Origin of the sequence: Lysinibacillus sp. K60, assembly GCF_019731275.1 — a bacterium.
Taxonomy (GTDB): domain Bacteria; phylum Bacillota; class Bacilli; order Bacillales_A; family Planococcaceae; genus Lysinibacillus; species Lysinibacillus capsici.
This window is the reverse complement of the sequence record NZ_JAASJR010000005.1, coordinates 47437-66657: the sequence shown is the minus strand read 5'-3', so window position 1 is coordinate 66657 and position 19221 is coordinate 47437. Positions and strand designations below refer to the sequence as shown.

Below are 19221 nucleotides of genomic sequence, written 5' to 3'. Positions count from 1 at the left end.
GAGAGGAGGTGAGATTATGCATTTTGGAAATTTTATTGATAGAGTTTGCAGTAAGTGTCATTCATTTCCTTGTTGTTGTAAAACTGGTCCAATTCCAAGTTGTCCAATTTGGCCAGTGAAACCTACAGGACCGACTGGGGGGATAACTGGACCTACTGGTAGTACAGGTGTGACTGGCGCTACTGGCGTTACCGGCGCTACTGGTTCTACTGGCGCTACTGGCGCTACTGGCGCTACTGGCGCTACTGGCGCTACTGGCGCTACTGGCGCTACTGGCGCTACTGGCGCTACCGGCGTTGCTGGGGCTACTGGCGTGACTGGCGCAATCGGACCTACTGGCTCTACGGGGGCTATCGGCGTTACTGGTTCTACGGGTGAGACTGGGCCTACTGGCGCTACTGGAGTAACTGGGGCTACTGGAGTAACTGGGGCTACCGGTGTTGCTGGTTCTACGGGCGCTACTGGTGTTACTGGCGCTACTGGTGTTACTGGGGCTACCGGTGTTACTGGCGCTACTGGTGTTACTGGCGCTACTGGTGTTACTGGCGCTACTGGTGTTACTGGGGCTACTGGAGTAACTGGGGCTACCGGTGTTGCTGGTTCAACGGGAGCTACTGGTGTTACTGGCGCTACTGGTGTTACTGGCGCTACTGGTGTTACTGGCGCTACTGGCGCTACTGGAGTAACTGGGGCTACCGGTGTTGCTGGTTCTACGGGCGCTACTGGTGTTACTGGCGCTACTGGCGCTACTGGTGTTACTGGGGCTACTGGTGTTACTGGGGCTACCGGTGTTGCTGGTTCTACGGGCGCTACTGGTGTTACTGGCGCTACTGGAGTAACTGGGGCTACCGGTGTTGCTGGTTCTACTGGCGCTACCGGCGTTACTGGCACTACTGGGGTTACCGGCGCTACTGGCGTTGCTGGTTCTACGGGTGTAACTGGGGCTACTGGGGCTACTGGGGCTACTGGTGTGACCGGGGCTACTGGCGCTACTGGTGTTACTGGCGCTACTGGTGTTACTGGGGCTACCGGTGTTGCTGGTTCTACGGGCGCTACTGGTGTTACTGGCGCTACTGGAGTAACTGGGGCTACCGGTGTTGCTGGTTCTACTGGCGCTACCGGCGTTACTGGCACTACTGGGGTTACCGGCGCTACTGGCGTTGCTGGTTCTACGGGTGTAACTGGGGCTACTGGGGCTACTGGGGCTACTGGGGCTACTGGGGCTACTGGTGTGACCGGGGCTACTGGCGCTATCGGCTCTACTGGTGTTACTGGCGCTACTGGTGTTACTGGCGCTACTGGTTCTATTGGTGTAACCGGGGCTACTGGGGCTACTGGCTTTACTGGTGTTACTGGCGTTGCTGGGGCTACTGGCGCTACTGGCGCTACCGGCGTTACTGGCGCTACTGGCGCTACCGGCGCTACCGGCGTTACTGGCGCTACTGGTTCTACGGGTGAGACCGGCGCTACCGGCGTTACTGGCGCTACTGGTTCTACGGGTGAGACCGGCGCTACCGGCGTTACTGGCTCTACTGGCTCTACTGGCTCTACTGGCTCTACGGGTGTAACCGGGGCTACTGGTTCTACGGGTGAGACCGGCGCTACCGGCGTTACTGGCGCTACTGGTTCTACGGGTGAGACCGGCGCTACCGGCGTTACTGGCTCTACTGGCTCTACTGGCTCTACTGGCTCTACGGGTGTAACCGGGGCTACTGGCGCTATCGGCTCTACGGGTGTAACCGGGGCTACCGGCGTTACTGGCTCTACGGGTGAGACCGGCGCTACTGGCTCTACTGGGGCTACCGGCGTTACTGGCTCTACTGGGGTAACCGGCGTTACTGGCTCTACTGGGGCTACCGGCGTTACTGGCTCTACTGGGGTAACCGGCGTTACTGGGGCTACTGGGGCTACCGGCGTTACTGGCTCTACTGGGGTAACCGGCGTTACTGGCTCTACTGGGGCTACCGGCGTTACTGGCTCTACTGGGGTAACCGGCGTTACTGGGGCTACTGGCGCTACGGGGCCTGCGTTTACTGAAGGATTCTCTGCCTTTAAAAACACGTTGGCTGTTAGTGGATCTACTCCAATCACTAACTGGAGTGTTACTTCACCATACTTTACAACACCTGCTTTCAATCCAACAACTGGTATTTTCACTGTACCAACTACAGGTAGGTATTCCTTTGAAGCAACCATTAACTACTCCACTGCTGCGGCTATTAGCGTTACTTTAGGAGCAGGAATAAACCCTTCATTTGCAATTAGACAAAATGCTACTACTAATTTAATTAGTGGCTTGTTCCCTGTACTAAATGTCAATGTGGCACTTGTATTAACTTTACGCGCAGTTCTGGGAAATGGCACAATTACTTTAGCAGGAGAAGTGAATTTAAATGCTGGAGATACAATCGATTTGTTCTATGAGGCCAATGGATTGACTATTTCTCTTACACTAGGCGGCGCTAACTCTGGTGGTATTGTTTGGTCATGTCATCGAATTTCTTAGAGTTAGGACATTATTAAGCAATACAGCTTTTAGTAGAAATAGCAAACCACTATTTTGTGGTTTGCTATTTCTTTTTCATGTAACAATATAAAAAATAGTACAAACATTGATAATAAATGTTTGTACTATCTGATTTGCATTACTTGAACATTTCCATTAATACTTCATTGGCGACCTTTTTACCTTGCTGTACGCATTCTGGAATCGATATTCCTTCAAACGAGCTTCCTGCAAGCTTTACAGTTGGAAAATGCTCTTGTAATTCTTGCTTGATACGAAGGACTTTCGCCTCGTGGCCAACTGTATATTGTGGCATCGCATTTTTCCAACGTGTTACAACAGTTGTGATAGGTACACCATCGATACCAATCGTTTTCTCTAAATCCTGTAGCACGGTTTTTTCGATCTCCGTATCCGATAACGCTACAATCGCTTCATCGCCCACTCGACCAATATAACTACGTAATAATACATAATCCTCTGGTGAAGTACCTGGCCATTTTCGATTCATCCAAGTGCAGGAAGTAATTGAAAAATCACTATTTCGAGAGACATAAAAAGAAAGTGCGTCTAAATCACCGAGTTGTTCCTTTTTAAAGGCCATTGTAACGGTTGCAATAGTCGCAGCCTTCATTGTGCCCAATTCATGTAATAGACTTAACTTACTAAACATTTTTTCAGCCATATTAAAGGGGGTGGCAATAATAACAGCATCTGCTTTGATATGCGAAAAATTGTTGAGTATCACCTGAACTGAACCATCCTTGCCATGCTCTATTTCCTCTACTTTGACACCCTTCATCACTGTCCCCGGAACTAAGGATTCTTCAATACTTTCAATGAGTGTTTCAAGGCCATTGCTAAAGGTTTGAAAGATACCTTTATTTTCAGCTATGTGATGATTGCTTAAGAAATTCGTGCCTGACTTCTTCATACCAATCAGCAAACTACGATATTGTTGTTCTAAACTATAAAGCTGCGGGAAGGTTGAACTCATACTTAACTGCTCAATATCCCCTGCAAATGTACCCGCTAGTAGGGGCTCTACTAGATTTTCCACAATCTCCGCACCAAATCTTCTTCTAAAAAAAGCGCCTAACGGTTGATCGTCATTCTGTGTAGAACGGGGAATAAAAAAGTCCCCCACCGCACGAACTTTACCACTAAGTGAGAACAAGCCTGAAGTTATGAATGAAGAGATATGTGGTGTCTCTCCAGATAGGAGATGACTAGGTATTGTATATAACTGACTACCAACAGCTACATAGTTTGGACCCGCATTACTTGTTAATAGTTTCTGTTCGATCCCGAGATCCTTTGCTAAAGCATGGACATAGTTTTCACGATCAAAAAAAGATTCTGGCCCACGCTCAATAATAAAGCCATCTTTTCTTAGAGTTTGAATTTTTCCGCCAAGACGTAATGACGACTCGACAAGTACGATATCTAATGGCAATTCTTTTGCGCTTGCTTCTTTTTGCATATAGAACGCAGCTGTAAGGCCTGTAATGCCACCGCCTACGACAACTACCTTTCGTCTTTTCTGAGTCACCAACATCATCACTTTCTTTTCGCTTAGCTTAATTTTTTATGAATCGCCCCTACCATCGCATCAATAAATAAAGGATGTGTATTTGGCATCGCTGGACGATAGTATTTTGCACCAAGTTCATCACAAACAACTTTACATTCAAAATCATTGTCATACAACACTTCTAAATGCTCTGTTACGAAACCTACTGGTGTATAAACAAATGAACGGAAGCCTTTTTCTTCGAATAGCTCACGTGTTAAGTCTTGAACATCTGGACCAATCCAAGGCTCTGGTGTTTGGCCTGCTGATTGCCAGCCAACCTCTACATTTTTTAAACCTGTCGCAGTTTGAATAAGACGAGCTGTTTCAATTAGTTGATCTTCATATGGATCACCTAAGTTTTTAATTTTTTCAGGCAATGAATGTGCTGATACAATTAGACAAGCTGTCTCCCGTTCTTCTTCTGTCATTGCATTAAATGTCTCATTCACTTGTTGTTTCCAATACTCTATGAATTTTGGCTCGTCATACCAAGATTCCACAGAAGTAATCTTTAAGCGACCGCCTGCGGCCTCTTCAGCACGACCATTATAAGACTTAATTGAGAAAGTAGAGAAGTGAGGGGCTAAAACAATAGAAACCGCTTCTTTTATGCCCTCCGCCACCATTTGCTCTATTGCATCTTCTATAAATGGATGAATATGTTTTAAACCAATAAACAATTTATATTCTACAGCATCCTGTACTTCGTTCAAACGTGTACATAATGCTTCAGCTTGCGCTTGTGTTGCCGCAGCTAATGGGGATAAACCACCGATTGCTTCATAGCGGCTACGTAAATCTTCTAAATGCTCTGCAGAAGGTTTACGTCCATGACGAATATGCGTATAGTAAGGTTCAATATCTTCTTCTTTATAAGGTGTTCCATATGCCATTACTAGTAAGCCTTTAACTTCTTTCATTACCCTTTTCACCTCTAAAATTGTTTTATGTTTTTCATACATTATGTGATAAAAAGAAGCTGCCCAATCTTAATTGCTGGACAGCTCCTTTTCTACATTGGAATTAAAATTTCCTATATAGAAAAGGACATATTATTCACGCTTGATTGACTTCCATTAAGAACGAGCTTGAATTTGTTGAGCACTATATTCATGAATAAGCGTTGTAAGACGTTTTAAGACATCTGGGTCAACCTCTGGGAAAACACCATGACCAAGATTAAAGATATGACCTGGCATTTCTAGTCCTTGATCAATAATATCTTTCGTTCGTTTTTCAATAACTGACCAATCTGCAAGTAATAGAGATGGATCTAAGTTTCCTTGTACAGGCTTGGTAATACCATTGGCACGTGCGTCTTTAATCGGTAAACGCCAATCTAAGCCCACAACATCAATCGGTAAATCATTCCATTCTTTTGCTAAATGGCTAGCACCCACTCCAAATTGAATTAATGGTACATTTTCTTTTTGCAACTCTGCAAAAATACGAGTCATAATCGGTTTAATAAATACACGGTAATCCTCTACATTTAAGGCTCCAACCCATGAGTCGAACACTTGGATAGCTTTTGCACCAGCTTTAATTTGAGCCGTTACATCTGCAATAATCATGTCAGCGAGTTTATCCATTAAAGCAAACCAAGCTTGAGGTTCTGATACCATAAATGATTTTGTTTTATTATAGTTTCTTGAAGGACCACCTTCAATCATGTAGCTTGCAAGTGTGAATGGGGCTCCAGCAAAACCGATTAGAGGTACATTTAATTGCTCTTCTGCAAGTAACTTGATTGTCTCTAATACAAATGGTGTATGCTCTTTAGCATTGAATTCACCTAATTTTTCTACATCCGCTACTGAACGAATAGGGTTAGAAATAACAGGACCAACACCTGCCTTGATTTTCACATCTATCCCAATTCCAGGGAGAGGTGTGACAATATCTTTATATAAAATAGCAGCATCTACATTGTAATTCTCTACAGGTAGACGAGTGACATACGCACATAGCTCAGGTTGGTGTGTAATTTCCTCTAAGGAATACTTTTCTTTAATGGCACGGTATTCTGGCTGAGAACGTCCTGCCTGACGCATATACCAAACTGGTGTATGTGCGGTCCTTTCTCCACGTGCAGCACGTAGAAGTGTATCATTAAAAGTTGTCATGAATAATTCCTTCCCCTCGTTAAATTCTTACTATAAAAAATCCCATGTTTATTCCTTTATTATTGATATCCGTTTCCAATAGTAAACGCTTCCTCTGTTATTGTATAGTTTTCCTAGTGAAATGTCATAAAATTGTTCTTTCTCGGCATATTCTTTTTGAACGAAGCGTTAGACTTACGCCAGAAAGGGTATAATCACGCTATATTAGTAAGATTCATAAGGAGGATAAATTCATGTATATTTATTTAACTTCTGGTACTGGCGATTTTTTGGAACAGGTAAAAAATAAGTATCCTAATGAACATATGATTTTAATTCATGGAGAAGGTAACTCTGTACTAATACATGAAACAGAAGGAAAAACAGTATTTGCGACACCTCGTAAATTTGAAGTGCTAGATTCAGTAAATGATTTAGAGGAACATGGTTTCTTTGTTTTCAATAATATTCCTGTAACGGATGAAGGAAGACCCGTTTTCGAGCATCGCTTTTTAGAACGTTCACGCGCTATTGAAAACGAGCCTGGCTTTGTTGCCTTCCGTTTATTAAGGCCTATCAAGAGTGATACTTACATTGTCATGACTCAATGGCATGGACCCCATTCATTTGAGGCATGGAAGAGTTCTAAAGCCTATGAAACTGCCCATGCTAGAAGAGATGATTCAACTGGGATACGCCAGCAAAACATCTTCTCAGCAGCTTCTTATGTAACAACCTATAGTGCTCTACCGAAAGAAGAAGATTCACAATAAGTTTAGATAATTAAAAGCTCATTTATCCAACAATATTATTGGTAAATGAGCTTTTTAGTATTCTACTTTGAAACCTTCGACGTTAATTCACTAATCACCAAAACAATAATGAAAGCAATATAAAACATTGGTTGTGTCATAGCACATAAGCCCACAACAATAGCTTGTGTAATCATGGCTAAACGCACAATTTGCTTCACAGCTAGTTGACGAGCATGATCTGGTAACGGATAGAGCATGTCCATTCGAAATTCGCCACTGGATAACAGAGCTTGTTTTAACTGAATAGTTGTCGCAAAGCTGAGTGCACCCGCTACAATCCATGTAACGACAGGAATATCTACAAAAGCCGCAATGATTGCTGAAATAGCAGTAAGGCGTACCCATAAATAGAAATGGTCATCTGTCCGAATAAAGGTACGAAATACCAGGTACTTTTGAGCATTGCCCTTACCGTATGGTACAAATTTATAGAGCCAGTCCATCCAGCTGCGACGACGGATGCTTCCGTGTAAATGAGGTACGTCTGTAAAATAATTTGCAAAACGGTAAAAGCTCATCATGCGATTCTGTTCAAGCTTGACAAAATGCTCATAAGGCACAGGCTCACCGATTGATTTTTTTCTAAAGACGATAATATAAATAACGCTAATAACTGTAGCGACTACTGCTAATATAAACTGAGCATGGAGTCCCAAATAGATTACAGCCGCAAACACGATAGCCCGGATAAGCCTGTCCACCCAAACCATATGGCCTCGTTCACTATAACGATAGTTAAATTCTCCTTGAACACTTATATATTTCAATACAATGACAAGTAAAAATATAGTCCATATGTCGATCGTTGTTAATTCTGTTACTGCCTTTAATAATGGGATACTAACAATATAGACGATCGCTACTATCCACACTTGAGACCAAAACGTCCAAGCCAACGCCTTGCTGAAGTACAAAGACATTTTTGATTCTAAAGGTAATAAGTATACTTGATCTGGCTCTCTCAACAATGTAGTCGGACGGCTAAAGGCCAATAAAATCCCTATGATAACAGCTATCAGGATTTCTGCTGGAAAGTCTGTTTGAACAACTTTCAGCCATTCGCTATATTGATAGCCCCCTGCTCCTATTAGAAATACAAGTACGATGGCAATATGCCCTGTAAAAATAAATTGCATATATTTTTGTACTTCTCCTATATAATGCATGAAGCGAGAGGACCATACATCACGCAAGTTCTTCATGGTCCCGCTCCTTTGTCATAGCAATATAAAGGTCATCTAATGTCGCATACGGCATAGCAAATGATTGACGTAAATCAGCCATTGTTCCTTGTGCTCGAACTCTTCCTTCATGCAATAAGATAATGCGATCACAATGCTTTTCAGCAGTCGATAGAATATGTGTAGACATTAATATAGAAGCGCCTTCTTTTTTCTTTTCATCCATTTGGTCTAATAACGATTGAATACCTAGTGGATCCAATCCCACAAATGGTTCATCAATAATATATAGACTTGGATTCACTAAAAAGGCACACATAATCATAACTTTTTGACGCATACCCTTTGAAAAATGTGAAGGGAACCAATTTAATCTTTTTTCCATTCGAAACTCTTTTAACAGTACTTCAGAACGAGCATCGAGTGTTGCTTTGTCAATACCGTAAGCCATTGCTGTTAATTCTAAATGCTCTCTTAATGTTAACTCATCATATAATACAGGGGTTTCAGGAATATAAGAAAAAGCTGTACGATACTTGTCTGTATCTTCCTTTAATGTTACACCATTTAGACGAATGTCCCCTTCCTTTGGCAACATTGTTCCTATAATATGTTTAATTGTTGTACTTTTACCAGCTCCATTTAAGCCGATTAAGCCAACTAGTTCACCTTTTCCAATCGTAAAAGATAGATCTTTTATAACAGGTTTTCTTGTATAACCACCTGTCACGTTCTGTACCTCTAATACTGACATATTCTCACTCCTCTTCTTGTATTATATTTTATCAAAAATTAGCAAATGATACAGGTTTGAGTATGATAGAATGTACTTACATATACGTTAAGGGGGAAATTCTTATGAGCGATTGCCTATTTTGCAAAATTATTGATGGATCCATTCCAAGTACAAAAATTTACGAAGACGATCATGTCTATGCATTCACAGACATTTCACCTGTGGCAAAGGGCCATACACTTTTAATTCCAAAGCATCACTGTCAAGATCTATTTGAAATGCCAGAGGAAGTGGCTCGTAATCTATATGCTGTAGCTCCCAAAATTGCAAATGCTATTAAAGCAGCATTTCAGCCTATTGGTTTGAATACCATTAATAACAACGGTGCTGCTGCTGGACAAACTGTTTTCCACTACCACTTACATTTTATTCCGCGTTACGATGAAAAAGAAGGGCTAGGCTTAATTTGGCAAACACAAACGTACTCACCAGAGCAGTTGGCAGAAGTAGCAGAAAGTATTAAAGCCAATCTATAAGCCATTTGTAATATATTAACATCTGGATGTTCAGAATGCTGTATTGCAAATTTTTAAAATTTAGCGTACAATCACAAATAAGTTTCGCTAGCGGTCAAGAGGACACGTTAGGAGACAAATAGATTAGCATAGTCGAGGAGAGATACAAATGAATACAAAGAATTTAGTATTAATGGCACTGTTAGTAGGTGTCGGTGCTGCACTTTATGTGGTTACACCAGGAATGGTGAATGGGATGAAGCCTGATTTTATGTTAACCATGATGTTTATTGGTATTCTATTATTCCCAACAGTGAAAGAAACGTTCCTACTTTCTCTTTCAACAGGGGTGCTTTCAGGTTTATTTACAACATTCCCAGCAGGTCTAGTTCCAAATATTATTGATAAAGCTGTTACTGGTTTTGTATTTTTAGCTGCTTTAATCATTCTCAAAAAACTAGCAGATCATTTTGCCGTATCTGCTGTCTTAGTTGGCTTGGGAACAATTCTTTCAGGAACTGTCTTCTTAGCAGTAGCGCTTTTTGTGTTTAATGCAAATGTTGGCGCGACGTTTGCGATGCTATTTATTGGCGTTGTCCTTCCAGCTGTCGTATTTAACGTTGTTGCGTTTGCCGTTATTTATCCAATTGTTTCAAAATTAGTGAAGCGCTCTAAATTCAATACAGCTATTTCTCAAATTTCATAAATAAACACTTTAAATAATCAAAAGAAACTAAACTGTGGCGGTCAAATCACTCGTTTAGTTTCTTTTTTCTTTTTGTATTGGTGCATTTCATGGTTTAATAGTAAATAAACATGACTAGAAATGAGGTATCTAATATGAAAGCAAAACCATTTTTACTTGGACTAACAACAGGAATTATTGGTGGGACAATCGCTGTGCTTTTCTCAACGCCACAATCTGGGCAACAGCTACGTGCTTCTGTTAAACAAAATGTTGACCAAACAAAGGGTATGCTCCTTGATGTAAAACAACAAGTAGGAACTGTTAAACAATCTGTTAATACATTAACAAATGAAGTAAAAAATAATATCCCACAAATAATAAATGATTTAAAGCAAACAATTACGACTTTTACTGAAGAAATCGAACCAACGAAAAATAATTTACAACAAGAATTAGATGCTTTACAGAATTCGATAAGCGAAATCGAGAAAAACATTGCACAAATTACAGAAAATAAGAAAAAAACTCAAGAAAAAGTTAGCGACTAAAGTCCTTATCAATAGTTAAATAATCTGTATTTTTATCAAAAACTATTGCTATAATATTATTTTTTAGCCACTTTTCAATTTTTTAATTTTTCTAACTTTAAACTTTTTTCCTTTACTGCTATAATATTTTTAAAAATGTGAAAGAAAGCAGTAGGTGATGGCTTTGTCAGAGGAATTATATACACAAAAAGAAGCGATGCTTTATAGTCAAAGAATCGCACAGTTATCAAAAGCGCTGTGGAAAGCGGTTGAAAAGGATTGGCAACAATGGATTAAACCTTATGATTTAAATATTAATGAACACCATATTTTATGGATTTCATATCATTTAAAAGGCGCTTCCATTTCTGATGTTGCGAAATTTGGCGTGATGCATGTTTCTACAGCATTTAATTTCTCCAAAAAATTAGAAGAGCGTGGCTTTCTTAAGTTTTCCAAGCGTGATGACGATAAACGTAATACGTATGTTGAGCTTACAGAAGCTGGCACAGAGCTCATTATAGAGATGAATAAAAACTACCATAATACGTATCATTCCGTCCTGGAAGGATCACTAGCATTAAAAGATTTATATGGCCGTTTTCCTGATTTTTTAGATGTAATGGCTGTTATTCGTAATATCTATGGTGAAGATTTCATCGATATTTTCGAACGCTCTTTCCAACATTTCCGTGATTCCTTTGACACACTAGAAGAACGCACACCTGTAAAAGGATAAGACGAAGCTTCAAACTGCACATAATTTTTCCTGCACTTATTTATAAGTTGAACAAAAATGTTATACTACTGTTCATTCAGGAATGAGTCATGTGAAAGGAGGTATTTCAGAAATATTTCTGAAGTACCTCCTTTTTCTTGCATTCTAACATAATTCAATTTACATTAAATAGGACACTTCCTATTTCGGAGTTGATAAAAACCATGCATTGCTGGAAAATTTTAAATTTAGAACATCATTACGGCACTACGCGTATTATTATAATGGGAGTCATTACCTTTTTATTGGTCTTTTCTGTTTCGTATGTAACGTTTAATTTATTTAATGAAGAGCGTTATACAGATCGACTATTCTGGCTCTTTATGATAGCTGTGCTAACACTTTATCCCATTCACAAATTTTTGCACTTTGTGGCCCTAATTGATTTACGCCAACATTTAAAATTACGTGTACGTAGTCAGTTTTATATAATTCCTGTTTTACACATGCGAATTCGAGAGCCATTATCTAAAAATCGATACATTTTAGCATTACTTACGCCTTTTATCGTTCTAAATACTAGTATTATAGTTGGAACATGGCTTTTACCAGCCTATACCCATTATGGGACATTGCTGTTAGCCTATCACTGTAGTCTATGCCTAATTGATATCCTTTACGTAAAGTATCTCTTGAATTCACCTAAAAATTCACAAATAGAAGAAACACCTAAAGGCTATGAAATTTTAGTTCCACCGACCGTTCACTAAATTGCTTGTACTTGTTTTTTATTGACGTTCTTTGTTATGCTATTACTATTGAAAGAGGGGAGGAATAGACTTGCTATTAATGATTGTAGTTCTATTCTCGGTATTCTATTTATTTCAAATTAACCGCATGACATATGCTCTATGCATGCGACGTGAAATTCCCGAAGAAAACCAACCAAAAATATTCCGAACTATAAATATACTTATTACTATCCTACTTGTCTCATTCTACATTGAAATTTTATATGCAGTTTAACAGAAAAATCCATTACGCCGAGGCGTAATGGAATCTAAATTTTTTCGGGCTTTTTTGAAAAGCCCCCTTCAAAAACATGTGCACCATCCGCGCCCGTCCGCACGCTCAAAGATAAGTCGAGCCCCCCATGCAACAACTTTTACTAACCAAGTAATTGTTTAGAACCTAAGGCATGCGGCGCGAATGTCTAACATTGTTAAGAAAAGCTAAGAGTTAATGCTCTTAGCTTTTCACTGTTTTATTAATTAGTATAGGAACGCTGCACCAACGATAATTAATAAAATAAATAACACAACTAATAAAGCAAAGCCTGAGCCGTAGCCACCGCCACCGTATCCTCCGTTGCCCATAACTTCACCCCCTTTCTTTTCTATATCCTATGCGCTTCAAAATTTGAAATATAGGCAATACTCAAGGGGGAACCATTTTGTTTTTAAAACGTTTATGTTATAGTAAAAAATGGACGAAACCATGTTAGGAGAGAATATCCACTATGAAAAAGACAGTTTTATCTTTAACTTTAGCTGCGTCTGTATTAGCGCTTGGTGCTTGTAGCGGCGGAGACAGCAAAGCAATCGTTACTTCTAAAGTGGGCGATATTTCAGTAGCTGATTTTAATGAAAAGGCAAAAGCTTTAACAGGCTCATATGTAATGCAGCAAATGGTGACTGAAAAAGTTTTAGCTGACAAATATGAAGTAACAGATAAGGAAATCAAAGAAGCGTATGATACAACTGCATCACAATTTGGTGATGGCTTTACACAAGCGCTTGCTGAAAGTGGTTTAACAGAACAGGGCTTTAAAGATTCTTTACGTGTTCAACTTCTTCAAGAGAAAGCTTTGAAAGATCAAGCAATTAAAGAAGAAGATGTGAAAAAATACTACGAGCAAATGAAAACAGAATTAAATGGTCGTCACATTTTAGTAGCAGATGAAAAAACAGCTAAAGAAGTAATTGAAAAAATTAAGGGTGGCGCTAAGTTTGAGGACGTTGCAAAAGAGTACTCAACAGATACTGGCTCTGCTCAAAAAGGTGGAGAGCTTGGATGGTTCTCTGTAGGTTCAATGGTAGATGAATTTAACGATGCCGCTTATGCTCTTGAATTAAAAACATTAAGTGAACCAGTAAAATCTAGCTTTGGTTACCATGTAATTGAAATTACGGACAAGCGTGATGTAAAAGGTGTTGGTTCATTTAAAGACGAAGAAGAAAACATTCGTTCAACTATGTTAAATAAACTGAACCAAACTGGTGAAGCTCAGACGATTCTTAAAGATATCGTTGCAAAAATGGCTAAAGAAGCCGATGTGAAAACATCTGATAAAGATTTAAAAGAACCACTTAAATTCTTTACAACAACAAGTGAAGAACAAGCAAAAGCAGCTGAAGAAGCAGCTAAAAAAGCTGAAGAAAATGCGCCAAAAGAGGATTCCGAAGATAAAGCAGAAGATACTGACAAGGAATCTAAATAATTAGAGTCTAGTATATAACAAAAAGAGAAGCACCTGATACATCAGATGCTTCTCTTTTTTCTCTATTTTACTTTAAATTGGCTAATTTCAGTTTGCAGGTCATTTGACATTGTTTGAAGAACATTTGCAGCACTTGCTATTTCCTCATTAGAAGCACTTTGTTGCTCGATAGATAAAGCAATATGCTGTATGCCCGAAGATGTGCCATTCGCTATGCCAACGACTTCTTTTACAGCATCATCTGTTTGACTTGCTTTCTCATTGACACGTAAGACAATATCCTTTACTTCCGTTGTACGATGACTTATCTGTTGCAAATATAAGACTATATTTTTAAAGGTATCGCCTGTCTGTTCAACAGATTCACGGCCTTCCTCCACAAACTGTGTCCCACTATTAATAGCATAAACAGCACTGGAGGTTTGGCTTAAGATATCATCCACCAATGTTCGAATATTATCTGCAGCCTTTCCAGATTCCTCTGCTAGCTTTCTTACTTCATCTGCCACTACTGCAAAGCCTTTTCCAGCCTCCCCTGCACGAGCTGCTTCAATAGATGCATTCAATGCAAGCAAGTTTGTTTGATCTGTAATACTTGTAATCAGCGCTACAATCGTACTGATTTCCTTCGATTTTTCGCCTAAAGCATTTACAACTGCGGTTGACTGATGAACAGATTCATTAATGGTATTCATTTTTTCAATCGTTTGCTCAATTAGTTGTAATCCTAAATCAGCCTTTTGGTTCGTTTCAATTGCTATTGAGGCCACTTCCTGTACAGCAGAAGATGCATGATCCATATCTTTAGTAATTAAATGTGCTGATTCAGATAATAAATCCATTTGCCTTAATTGTCCTTCTGCACTGGAGGCAATTTCCCCAATGGCACTAGAAATAGTTTCAACTGTTTGACTGCTTTGCTCGGTAATCGTTGTAAATTCCTTTGTAAAGGTTGATACATCTGTCGATGCCTTATTCGTCTTTTCAATGACCGTCCCAATTTGCTCTAGCATATGATTAAATTCAGTCGATAATTGACCAATTTCATCTTTTAATCGATCATCAATGCGAACAGTTAAATCGCCATCAGCAGCCTGGGTCATAGCATTTAACACACGCTTGACACGCCTTAAGACAATATACCTTGTACATAACGAAATAATTACTGTGCCAATAAATAACGAAATAAATGTATTAATGGCAACCCCAGCACTTCCATTCAAATGCACTACCTTCTCGAATTGACGACTAACAAATTCTGAAATATGGGAGCTAATAAATAAGCTTATGCCGATAGCTAGTATCATTTTGAAAATTAAACTTTTCCAAAACTTAATTTTCCGTGAAAAAAGTCCCTCTGTATCCATTACTTTTCCCCATTCCTATAATTTCTCTCTCTATTCTAAATTAAATATTCACATTGGTACAATAGTTAGGCACTATTAGTAAATATATGAATACTTAGACTCACAGAAATTAATAACGAATAGCTATACAGCAATGTCAGTTTATGAGCTGATTGATACTGCTTTTTATATAGTAGGCTTATAGAATGAACGATTATCAAGAGGGAAGAGTCTCTCTGTAAATTCGCCAGGTGTCGTTTTACCTAATGCCCTTGTTAACATATTCATCTTTGCATCAATGTTATCGATATAATGCAAAATTTCTGCTTCCTGAATCATAGGTTTTTTCGGGCTACCCCACTCTTCTTTCCCATGGTGTGACAATACCATATGCTGCAACAGCATGACTTCCTCACCTTCAATTTCAAGCTCACTAGCAATCTTAGCAATTTCATTTACCATAATTGTAATATGGCCTAATAAATTACCCTCCACTGTATACATTGTGGCAACTGGGCCTGATAACTCTACAACCTTTCCTACATCGTGTAAGATAATTCCAGCATATAATAAGTCACGATTTAATGTTGGATATAGATCAGCAATGGCTTTACCTAGTTTGAGCATGGAGACCATATGATCTAATAAACCTGACGCATAGTCATGATGATTTTTAGTCGCGGCTGGAAAAACTAAAATAGCCTCTTGATGTTTTTTAATTGCTGCTCTTGTAATTCGTGAGATGTTAGGGTTTTTAATGTCAAAGAAAAATTGCGTTAATTCTTCATATAATTGTTCTTTTGGTGTTGCAGAAGAGGGCACTAAATCATGAATGGCAATTCCTTCCTCTGGCTTAGCAACACGGATAGATTTAATACGCAATTGATTCTTTCCTCTATAGTCATGAATCTCTCCACCAACACGTACAATAGCTTCCGCATGGTACGTCTTTTCATGATCCTCATTCGTGTCCCATAGCTTTGCCTCTATATCCCCACTCTTATCTTGTAATATTAGCGACATAAATGGCTTTCCAACGGTTGTAACCCCTTTTGTCGCTTGTTTTATTAATAAAAATTGATCAACTACTTCTCCAACTTGGAGCGTCGTAATCCCTTTCATGTTGACGCCACTCCCCTTTCATTTGCTAATGCTCCTATATCGACAATCTGCTCTTTCTGCCAATAATTGAGCATTGTGTCATGACAAGTAAAATATAAAATTTGACGCTCATATCCTACTTCTTTCATTAATTGTACCATTTTGTTTGTGCGGTTTCGATCAAAATGGACAAAAGGATCGTCCATAATCATTGGAAATGGAGCAGCGCTCACTAGGGTTTTTGCTAGAGCCATTCGCAAGGCAATATAAGCTTGCTCTTTGGTAGCCTGTGACAATTCCACCATTTGATAACGTATTCCTGCAGCATCCTGTGCTACAAAATAACCATCCTCATGAATCGAAAGTTTGTCATAGTTCCCTCCTGTTAGTAAACGGAATATAGCATTTACCTCTTCAAGAACATGAGGTAATTTTTCTTCACGAAGACGGAATAAGGTTTCGTGAATAGCTGTTGCCACCGCTTTTTTAGTTGCCCACTGCTCAATTAACTGCTGCAATTCTGTTTTCTCCTGCTCAAACTGTTGAAGTAATTGACCATACTTTTCATCATTTAATAGCTGCTCTTTTTCCATTAGCAAAGCAGCACGTTGTTCCAGACATTGATCAATTTCTAGTTGCAATGATTGCTGCTCTTGTTCTAAAGCAAATATGCGCTCGTTAACAGAGTCCTCAATCAGATTTTCCTTCTGTTGAAGAGCGAGTGAAGATAATTGAGCCTGAACGGTTTGCAATTCTGCCTCAATTTTTTTTCTCTGTTCAAATTGCTCATGCATTTCATAATAGGCCTGTTCATTTTGGATCTTCGCTTCTTTGAATAGCTCGGACATTTCAGCAGTATAACGATCCATTCTTGATTGTCCACCTTCTATTTTTATTTGGACGCTGGCTAGCTGATCTTTTGCATGCTGAGCTTGCTGCTGTTGCTGTTGTGCTTCAAGGTAGGCTGTTCGTAAATGCATATAAATTTCATGTTCATCATAGGCTCCATCTAAAACCCGCTGAAGCTGCTCATAAATGCTGTTTTTTTCTACCTGCGTTTCTTGCAACAGACTTGAGGTACTGTTTCTTTTAGCTGCTAATTCTTGTACACCACGAATACGCATAAATAATTCGGGCATTAGCGATCTGGCTATCGTTCCTTGTAAGCGATAACGCTTTAAAAAATGTTGGAGTGTTTGAGTGGCTTCTTCACTCTCCACCTCCGTTAGTTGAATTTTATATTCAAGAGAAGTATATTTCTGCTCCTTTTCTTTCTGCTGTTCATTGATGTGTAACAAGCGATCTTCATATCTTTGCTTTTTAATAAGAACTGCTTGTACTGTTAATTCCTCTTGCTCTAACTCCCGTAGGAGGATGCTGTGCTCTTTATTAGTAGGTTCATCTGCTTGCTTAACATATCGAATAAACAAAAAGGATAGCAATGATAAAACCGCTCCAATTAGGATTACAATTATGTTTTTTTCAAATACACCATAAGCAAACGACATGAAGCCAATCAGTAGTACAAGCCAGATAAAGTCATGAGGCTTCTTCTGCTTACTTCGTTGCGATTTGGCAACACGTAATTGCTCAAGCCTCCGCTTTTGTTGAGGCCATTGTGCTAAAATATGTTCTTCCTCACTTGTTAATGACTCATGCATTAGCTGTTGCTTCTGTTTGGCTATGGCATCTAATTCTAGGTGTACTTGCTCGAGTGAACGTAGATGAAATTTTAGCTCTTCCTCCGCCTCCTCTAATTTACTTAATTGAAGCTGAAATTGTTGCTCCTGTTGGAGTGATACTGTTTCGTTCAAAAGATTTTCTTGTGCTTCTTTCTCTGTTACACCTAGTAAACGAAACTGTGCTTCAATTTCTTGTTCGAGCAAAAATAGATCATCCTGTAAATTTTGCTCTTTCACCATTAGCTGATGCCACGTTGCCTCTTTTTGCATAAGGTAAGCCATTTCATTGACCTTTTGCTCATCAACTGTTGCAAGTATTTTCTCCTGTAATGTTTGATGCTGCTCCTTTAATTGCATCAATTGTTGACTTTCATGTAACAGACGATCCTTTGCTTGCTCATACCGTCTGATACCCTCTGATGGAAACTGAACATGTTGAAAATTGGTCATTGTCTGTTGCAACGTCTGTTGCTGCTTGAGAAGAGGGAGTGCTTGCTTTTGAATAGTTAATTGCTGCCATTGTTGCTGTTGCCGTTTCTGCTTACCAAATAGCTGTTCTAGCTTTTGCTCAAGTAATTGTAATTGCTGTAATTTATCCTCAAAGGTTTGAATCTTCCCCTGCTCCAGTTTAATTGTCCGCTCAAGCTGCTTTAGTTGTTCAATCTTTTGATTAATCAATGGCACTTTACCTGTTTTTTTAAACAGCTCACTAGCCTCTTTATCCATTTTCTTTTCAAGGGTGGATAAATACTGAATACCTGTTGTACCTGAGGCAAGTAGCAAATGGGTTAGCTCCTCTTCAGACATTTTTTCAATACCTTGTAGTTCATGCAGTGAAAAAGAAAAAATGGCTTCAAAGGATGCCCTAGAATAACCATATAAAAGCTTTACTAACAACTCCTCATGCCCCGTTGTTCCATCCTCTAGGTAGACAGTAACATCACCAGCAGCCTTTCCTTTTACACGTTCAACTGTACATTGACCATAAATAGGGTGTAAAAGTGTCAGCTGACCTCCATATTTCGTTGAAATTTTCGGCTCATATTTGCGCTGTATCTGCTGCCTTGTTGGGAAACCAAAAAGCATTTGTAGTATAAACTGCTGTATCGTCGTTTTTCCTGCTTCATTTAATCCATAAAAAATAGTGACACCATCATTTAACGAAATGGAGATATTTTCATGCTTACCAAAGCCATATATTTGGATTTTTTGTATTGTCAGCATG

18 protein-coding genes are annotated in these 19221 nt (G+C 39.4%); 9 read left to right on the top strand and 9 right to left on the bottom strand.

All coding sequences use genetic code 11. The annotated features are described in order from the left end of the window. Positions 1-16 precede the first annotated feature (16 nt). Positions 17-2506, top strand: a complete 2490-nt coding sequence (locus tag HCH28_RS25550) for a TrbL/VirB6 family protein (protein ID WP_255601255.1) — start codon at positions 17-19, stop codon at positions 2504-2506. A 139-nt stretch (positions 2507-2645) separates the two neighbouring features. On the opposite strand, the gene hemY is transcribed toward HCH28_RS25550, so the two are convergent. The 3 genes from hemY to hemE all read right to left on the bottom strand — a co-directional run bounded on the left by hemY (position 2646) and on the right by hemE (position 6208). Further along, the gene (gene hemY, locus HCH28_RS12165) at positions 2646-4067 is read right to left on the bottom strand and encodes a protoporphyrinogen oxidase (protein WP_221681393.1); all 1422 of its coding nucleotides are present in this window, start codon (positions 4065-4067) and stop codon (positions 2646-2648) included. Between the two features lie 14 nt (positions 4068-4081). Next, positions 4082-5002, bottom strand: coding sequence for a ferrochelatase (gene hemH / locus HCH28_RS12160; RefSeq protein ID WP_221681157.1), 921 nt, complete (start codon positions 5000-5002; stop codon positions 4082-4084). A 156-nt stretch (positions 5003-5158) separates the two neighbouring features. Next, positions 5159-6208 (bottom strand): uroporphyrinogen decarboxylase, encoded by a 1050-nt coding sequence (gene hemE, locus HCH28_RS12155; RefSeq protein ID WP_048391738.1) that lies wholly within the window; start codon positions 6206-6208, stop codon positions 5159-5161. A gap of 233 nt (positions 6209-6441) precedes the next feature. Between hemE and HCH28_RS12150 the strand changes: the two genes are divergently transcribed. Then, the gene (locus HCH28_RS12150; protein ID WP_221681156.1) at positions 6442-6960 is read left to right on the top strand and encodes an antibiotic biosynthesis monooxygenase family protein; all 519 of its coding nucleotides are present in this window, start codon (positions 6442-6444) and stop codon (positions 6958-6960) included. 62 nt (positions 6961-7022) lie between these two features. Here the strand turns inward: HCH28_RS12150 and HCH28_RS12145 are convergent, their stop codons facing one another. Continuing rightward, positions 7023-8204, bottom strand: coding sequence for an ABC transporter permease (locus HCH28_RS12145; protein ID WP_221681155.1), 1182 nt, complete (start codon positions 8202-8204; stop codon positions 7023-7025). Then, complete coding sequence (locus HCH28_RS12140; protein ID WP_221681154.1) at positions 8188-8937, bottom strand: ABC transporter ATP-binding protein; 750 nt, start codon at positions 8935-8937, stop codon at positions 8188-8190. The genes HCH28_RS12145 and HCH28_RS12140 overlap by 17 nt, the downstream gene beginning before the upstream one ends. Before the next feature lie 104 nt (positions 8938-9041). Between HCH28_RS12140 and HCH28_RS12135 the strand changes: the two genes are divergently transcribed. The 6 genes from HCH28_RS12135 (at position 9042) to HCH28_RS25545 (ending at position 12393) form a co-directional block, all read left to right on the top strand. Beyond that, on the top strand, positions 9042-9455 hold the full coding sequence (locus tag HCH28_RS12135; RefSeq protein WP_221681153.1) for an HIT family protein: 414 nt from the start codon (positions 9042-9044) through the stop codon (positions 9453-9455). A 148-nt stretch (positions 9456-9603) separates the two neighbouring features. Further along, positions 9604-10140: a tryptophan transporter gene (locus tag HCH28_RS12130; protein WP_221681152.1), complete on the top strand. Its 537-nt coding sequence runs from the start codon at positions 9604-9606 to the stop codon at positions 10138-10140. A 134-nt stretch (positions 10141-10274) separates the two neighbouring features. Further along, positions 10275-10670, top strand: coding sequence for a YtxH domain-containing protein (locus tag HCH28_RS12125; protein ID WP_221681151.1), 396 nt, complete (start codon positions 10275-10277; stop codon positions 10668-10670). Positions 10671-10827: 157 nt separating this feature from the next. Then, positions 10828-11388 carry an HTH-type transcriptional regulator Hpr gene (locus tag HCH28_RS12120; protein ID WP_004230760.1) on the top strand — a complete coding sequence of 187 codons (561 nt, stop codon included), beginning with the start codon at positions 10828-10830 and terminating at the stop codon, positions 11386-11388. A gap of 203 nt (positions 11389-11591) precedes the next feature. Then, a complete protein-coding gene (locus HCH28_RS12115; protein ID WP_221681150.1) occupies positions 11592-12137 on the top strand; it encodes a DUF3267 domain-containing protein in 546 nt (181 codons plus the stop codon). 70 nt (positions 12138-12207) lie between these two features. Then, positions 12208-12393 (top strand): hypothetical protein, encoded by a 186-nt coding sequence (locus HCH28_RS25545; protein ID WP_008173337.1) that lies wholly within the window; start codon positions 12208-12210, stop codon positions 12391-12393. A gap of 245 nt (positions 12394-12638) precedes the next feature. Here the strand turns inward: HCH28_RS25545 and HCH28_RS12110 are convergent, their stop codons facing one another. Beyond that, positions 12639-12743 (bottom strand): YjcZ family sporulation protein, encoded by a 105-nt coding sequence (locus HCH28_RS12110; RefSeq protein ID WP_004230765.1) that lies wholly within the window; start codon positions 12741-12743, stop codon positions 12639-12641. Positions 12744-12886: 143 nt separating this feature from the next. On the opposite strand from HCH28_RS12110, the gene HCH28_RS12105 reads away from it, so the two are divergent. After that, positions 12887-13867, top strand: a complete 981-nt coding sequence (locus tag HCH28_RS12105; RefSeq protein WP_221681149.1) for a peptidylprolyl isomerase — start codon at positions 12887-12889, stop codon at positions 13865-13867. A 62-nt stretch (positions 13868-13929) separates the two neighbouring features. Here HCH28_RS12105 and HCH28_RS12100 read toward each other — a convergent pair whose 3' ends face one another. The 3 genes from HCH28_RS12100 to HCH28_RS12090 all read right to left on the bottom strand — a co-directional run bounded on the left by HCH28_RS12100 (position 13930) and on the right by HCH28_RS12090 (position 19220). Then, positions 13930-15234 carry a methyl-accepting chemotaxis protein gene (locus HCH28_RS12100; protein ID WP_221681148.1) on the bottom strand — a complete coding sequence of 435 codons (1305 nt, stop codon included), beginning with the start codon at positions 15232-15234 and terminating at the stop codon, positions 13930-13932. Positions 15235-15399: 165 nt separating this feature from the next. Further along, complete coding sequence (gene yhaM, locus HCH28_RS12095; RefSeq protein ID WP_004230771.1) at positions 15400-16335, bottom strand: 3'-5' exoribonuclease YhaM; 936 nt, start codon at positions 16333-16335, stop codon at positions 15400-15402. After that, the gene (locus tag HCH28_RS12090) at positions 16332-19220 is read right to left on the bottom strand and encodes an ATP-binding protein (protein ID WP_221681147.1); all 2889 of its coding nucleotides are present in this window, start codon (positions 19218-19220) and stop codon (positions 16332-16334) included. Before HCH28_RS12090 ends, yhaM begins: the two co-directional genes overlap by 4 nt. Position 19221: the final 1 nt, after the last annotated feature.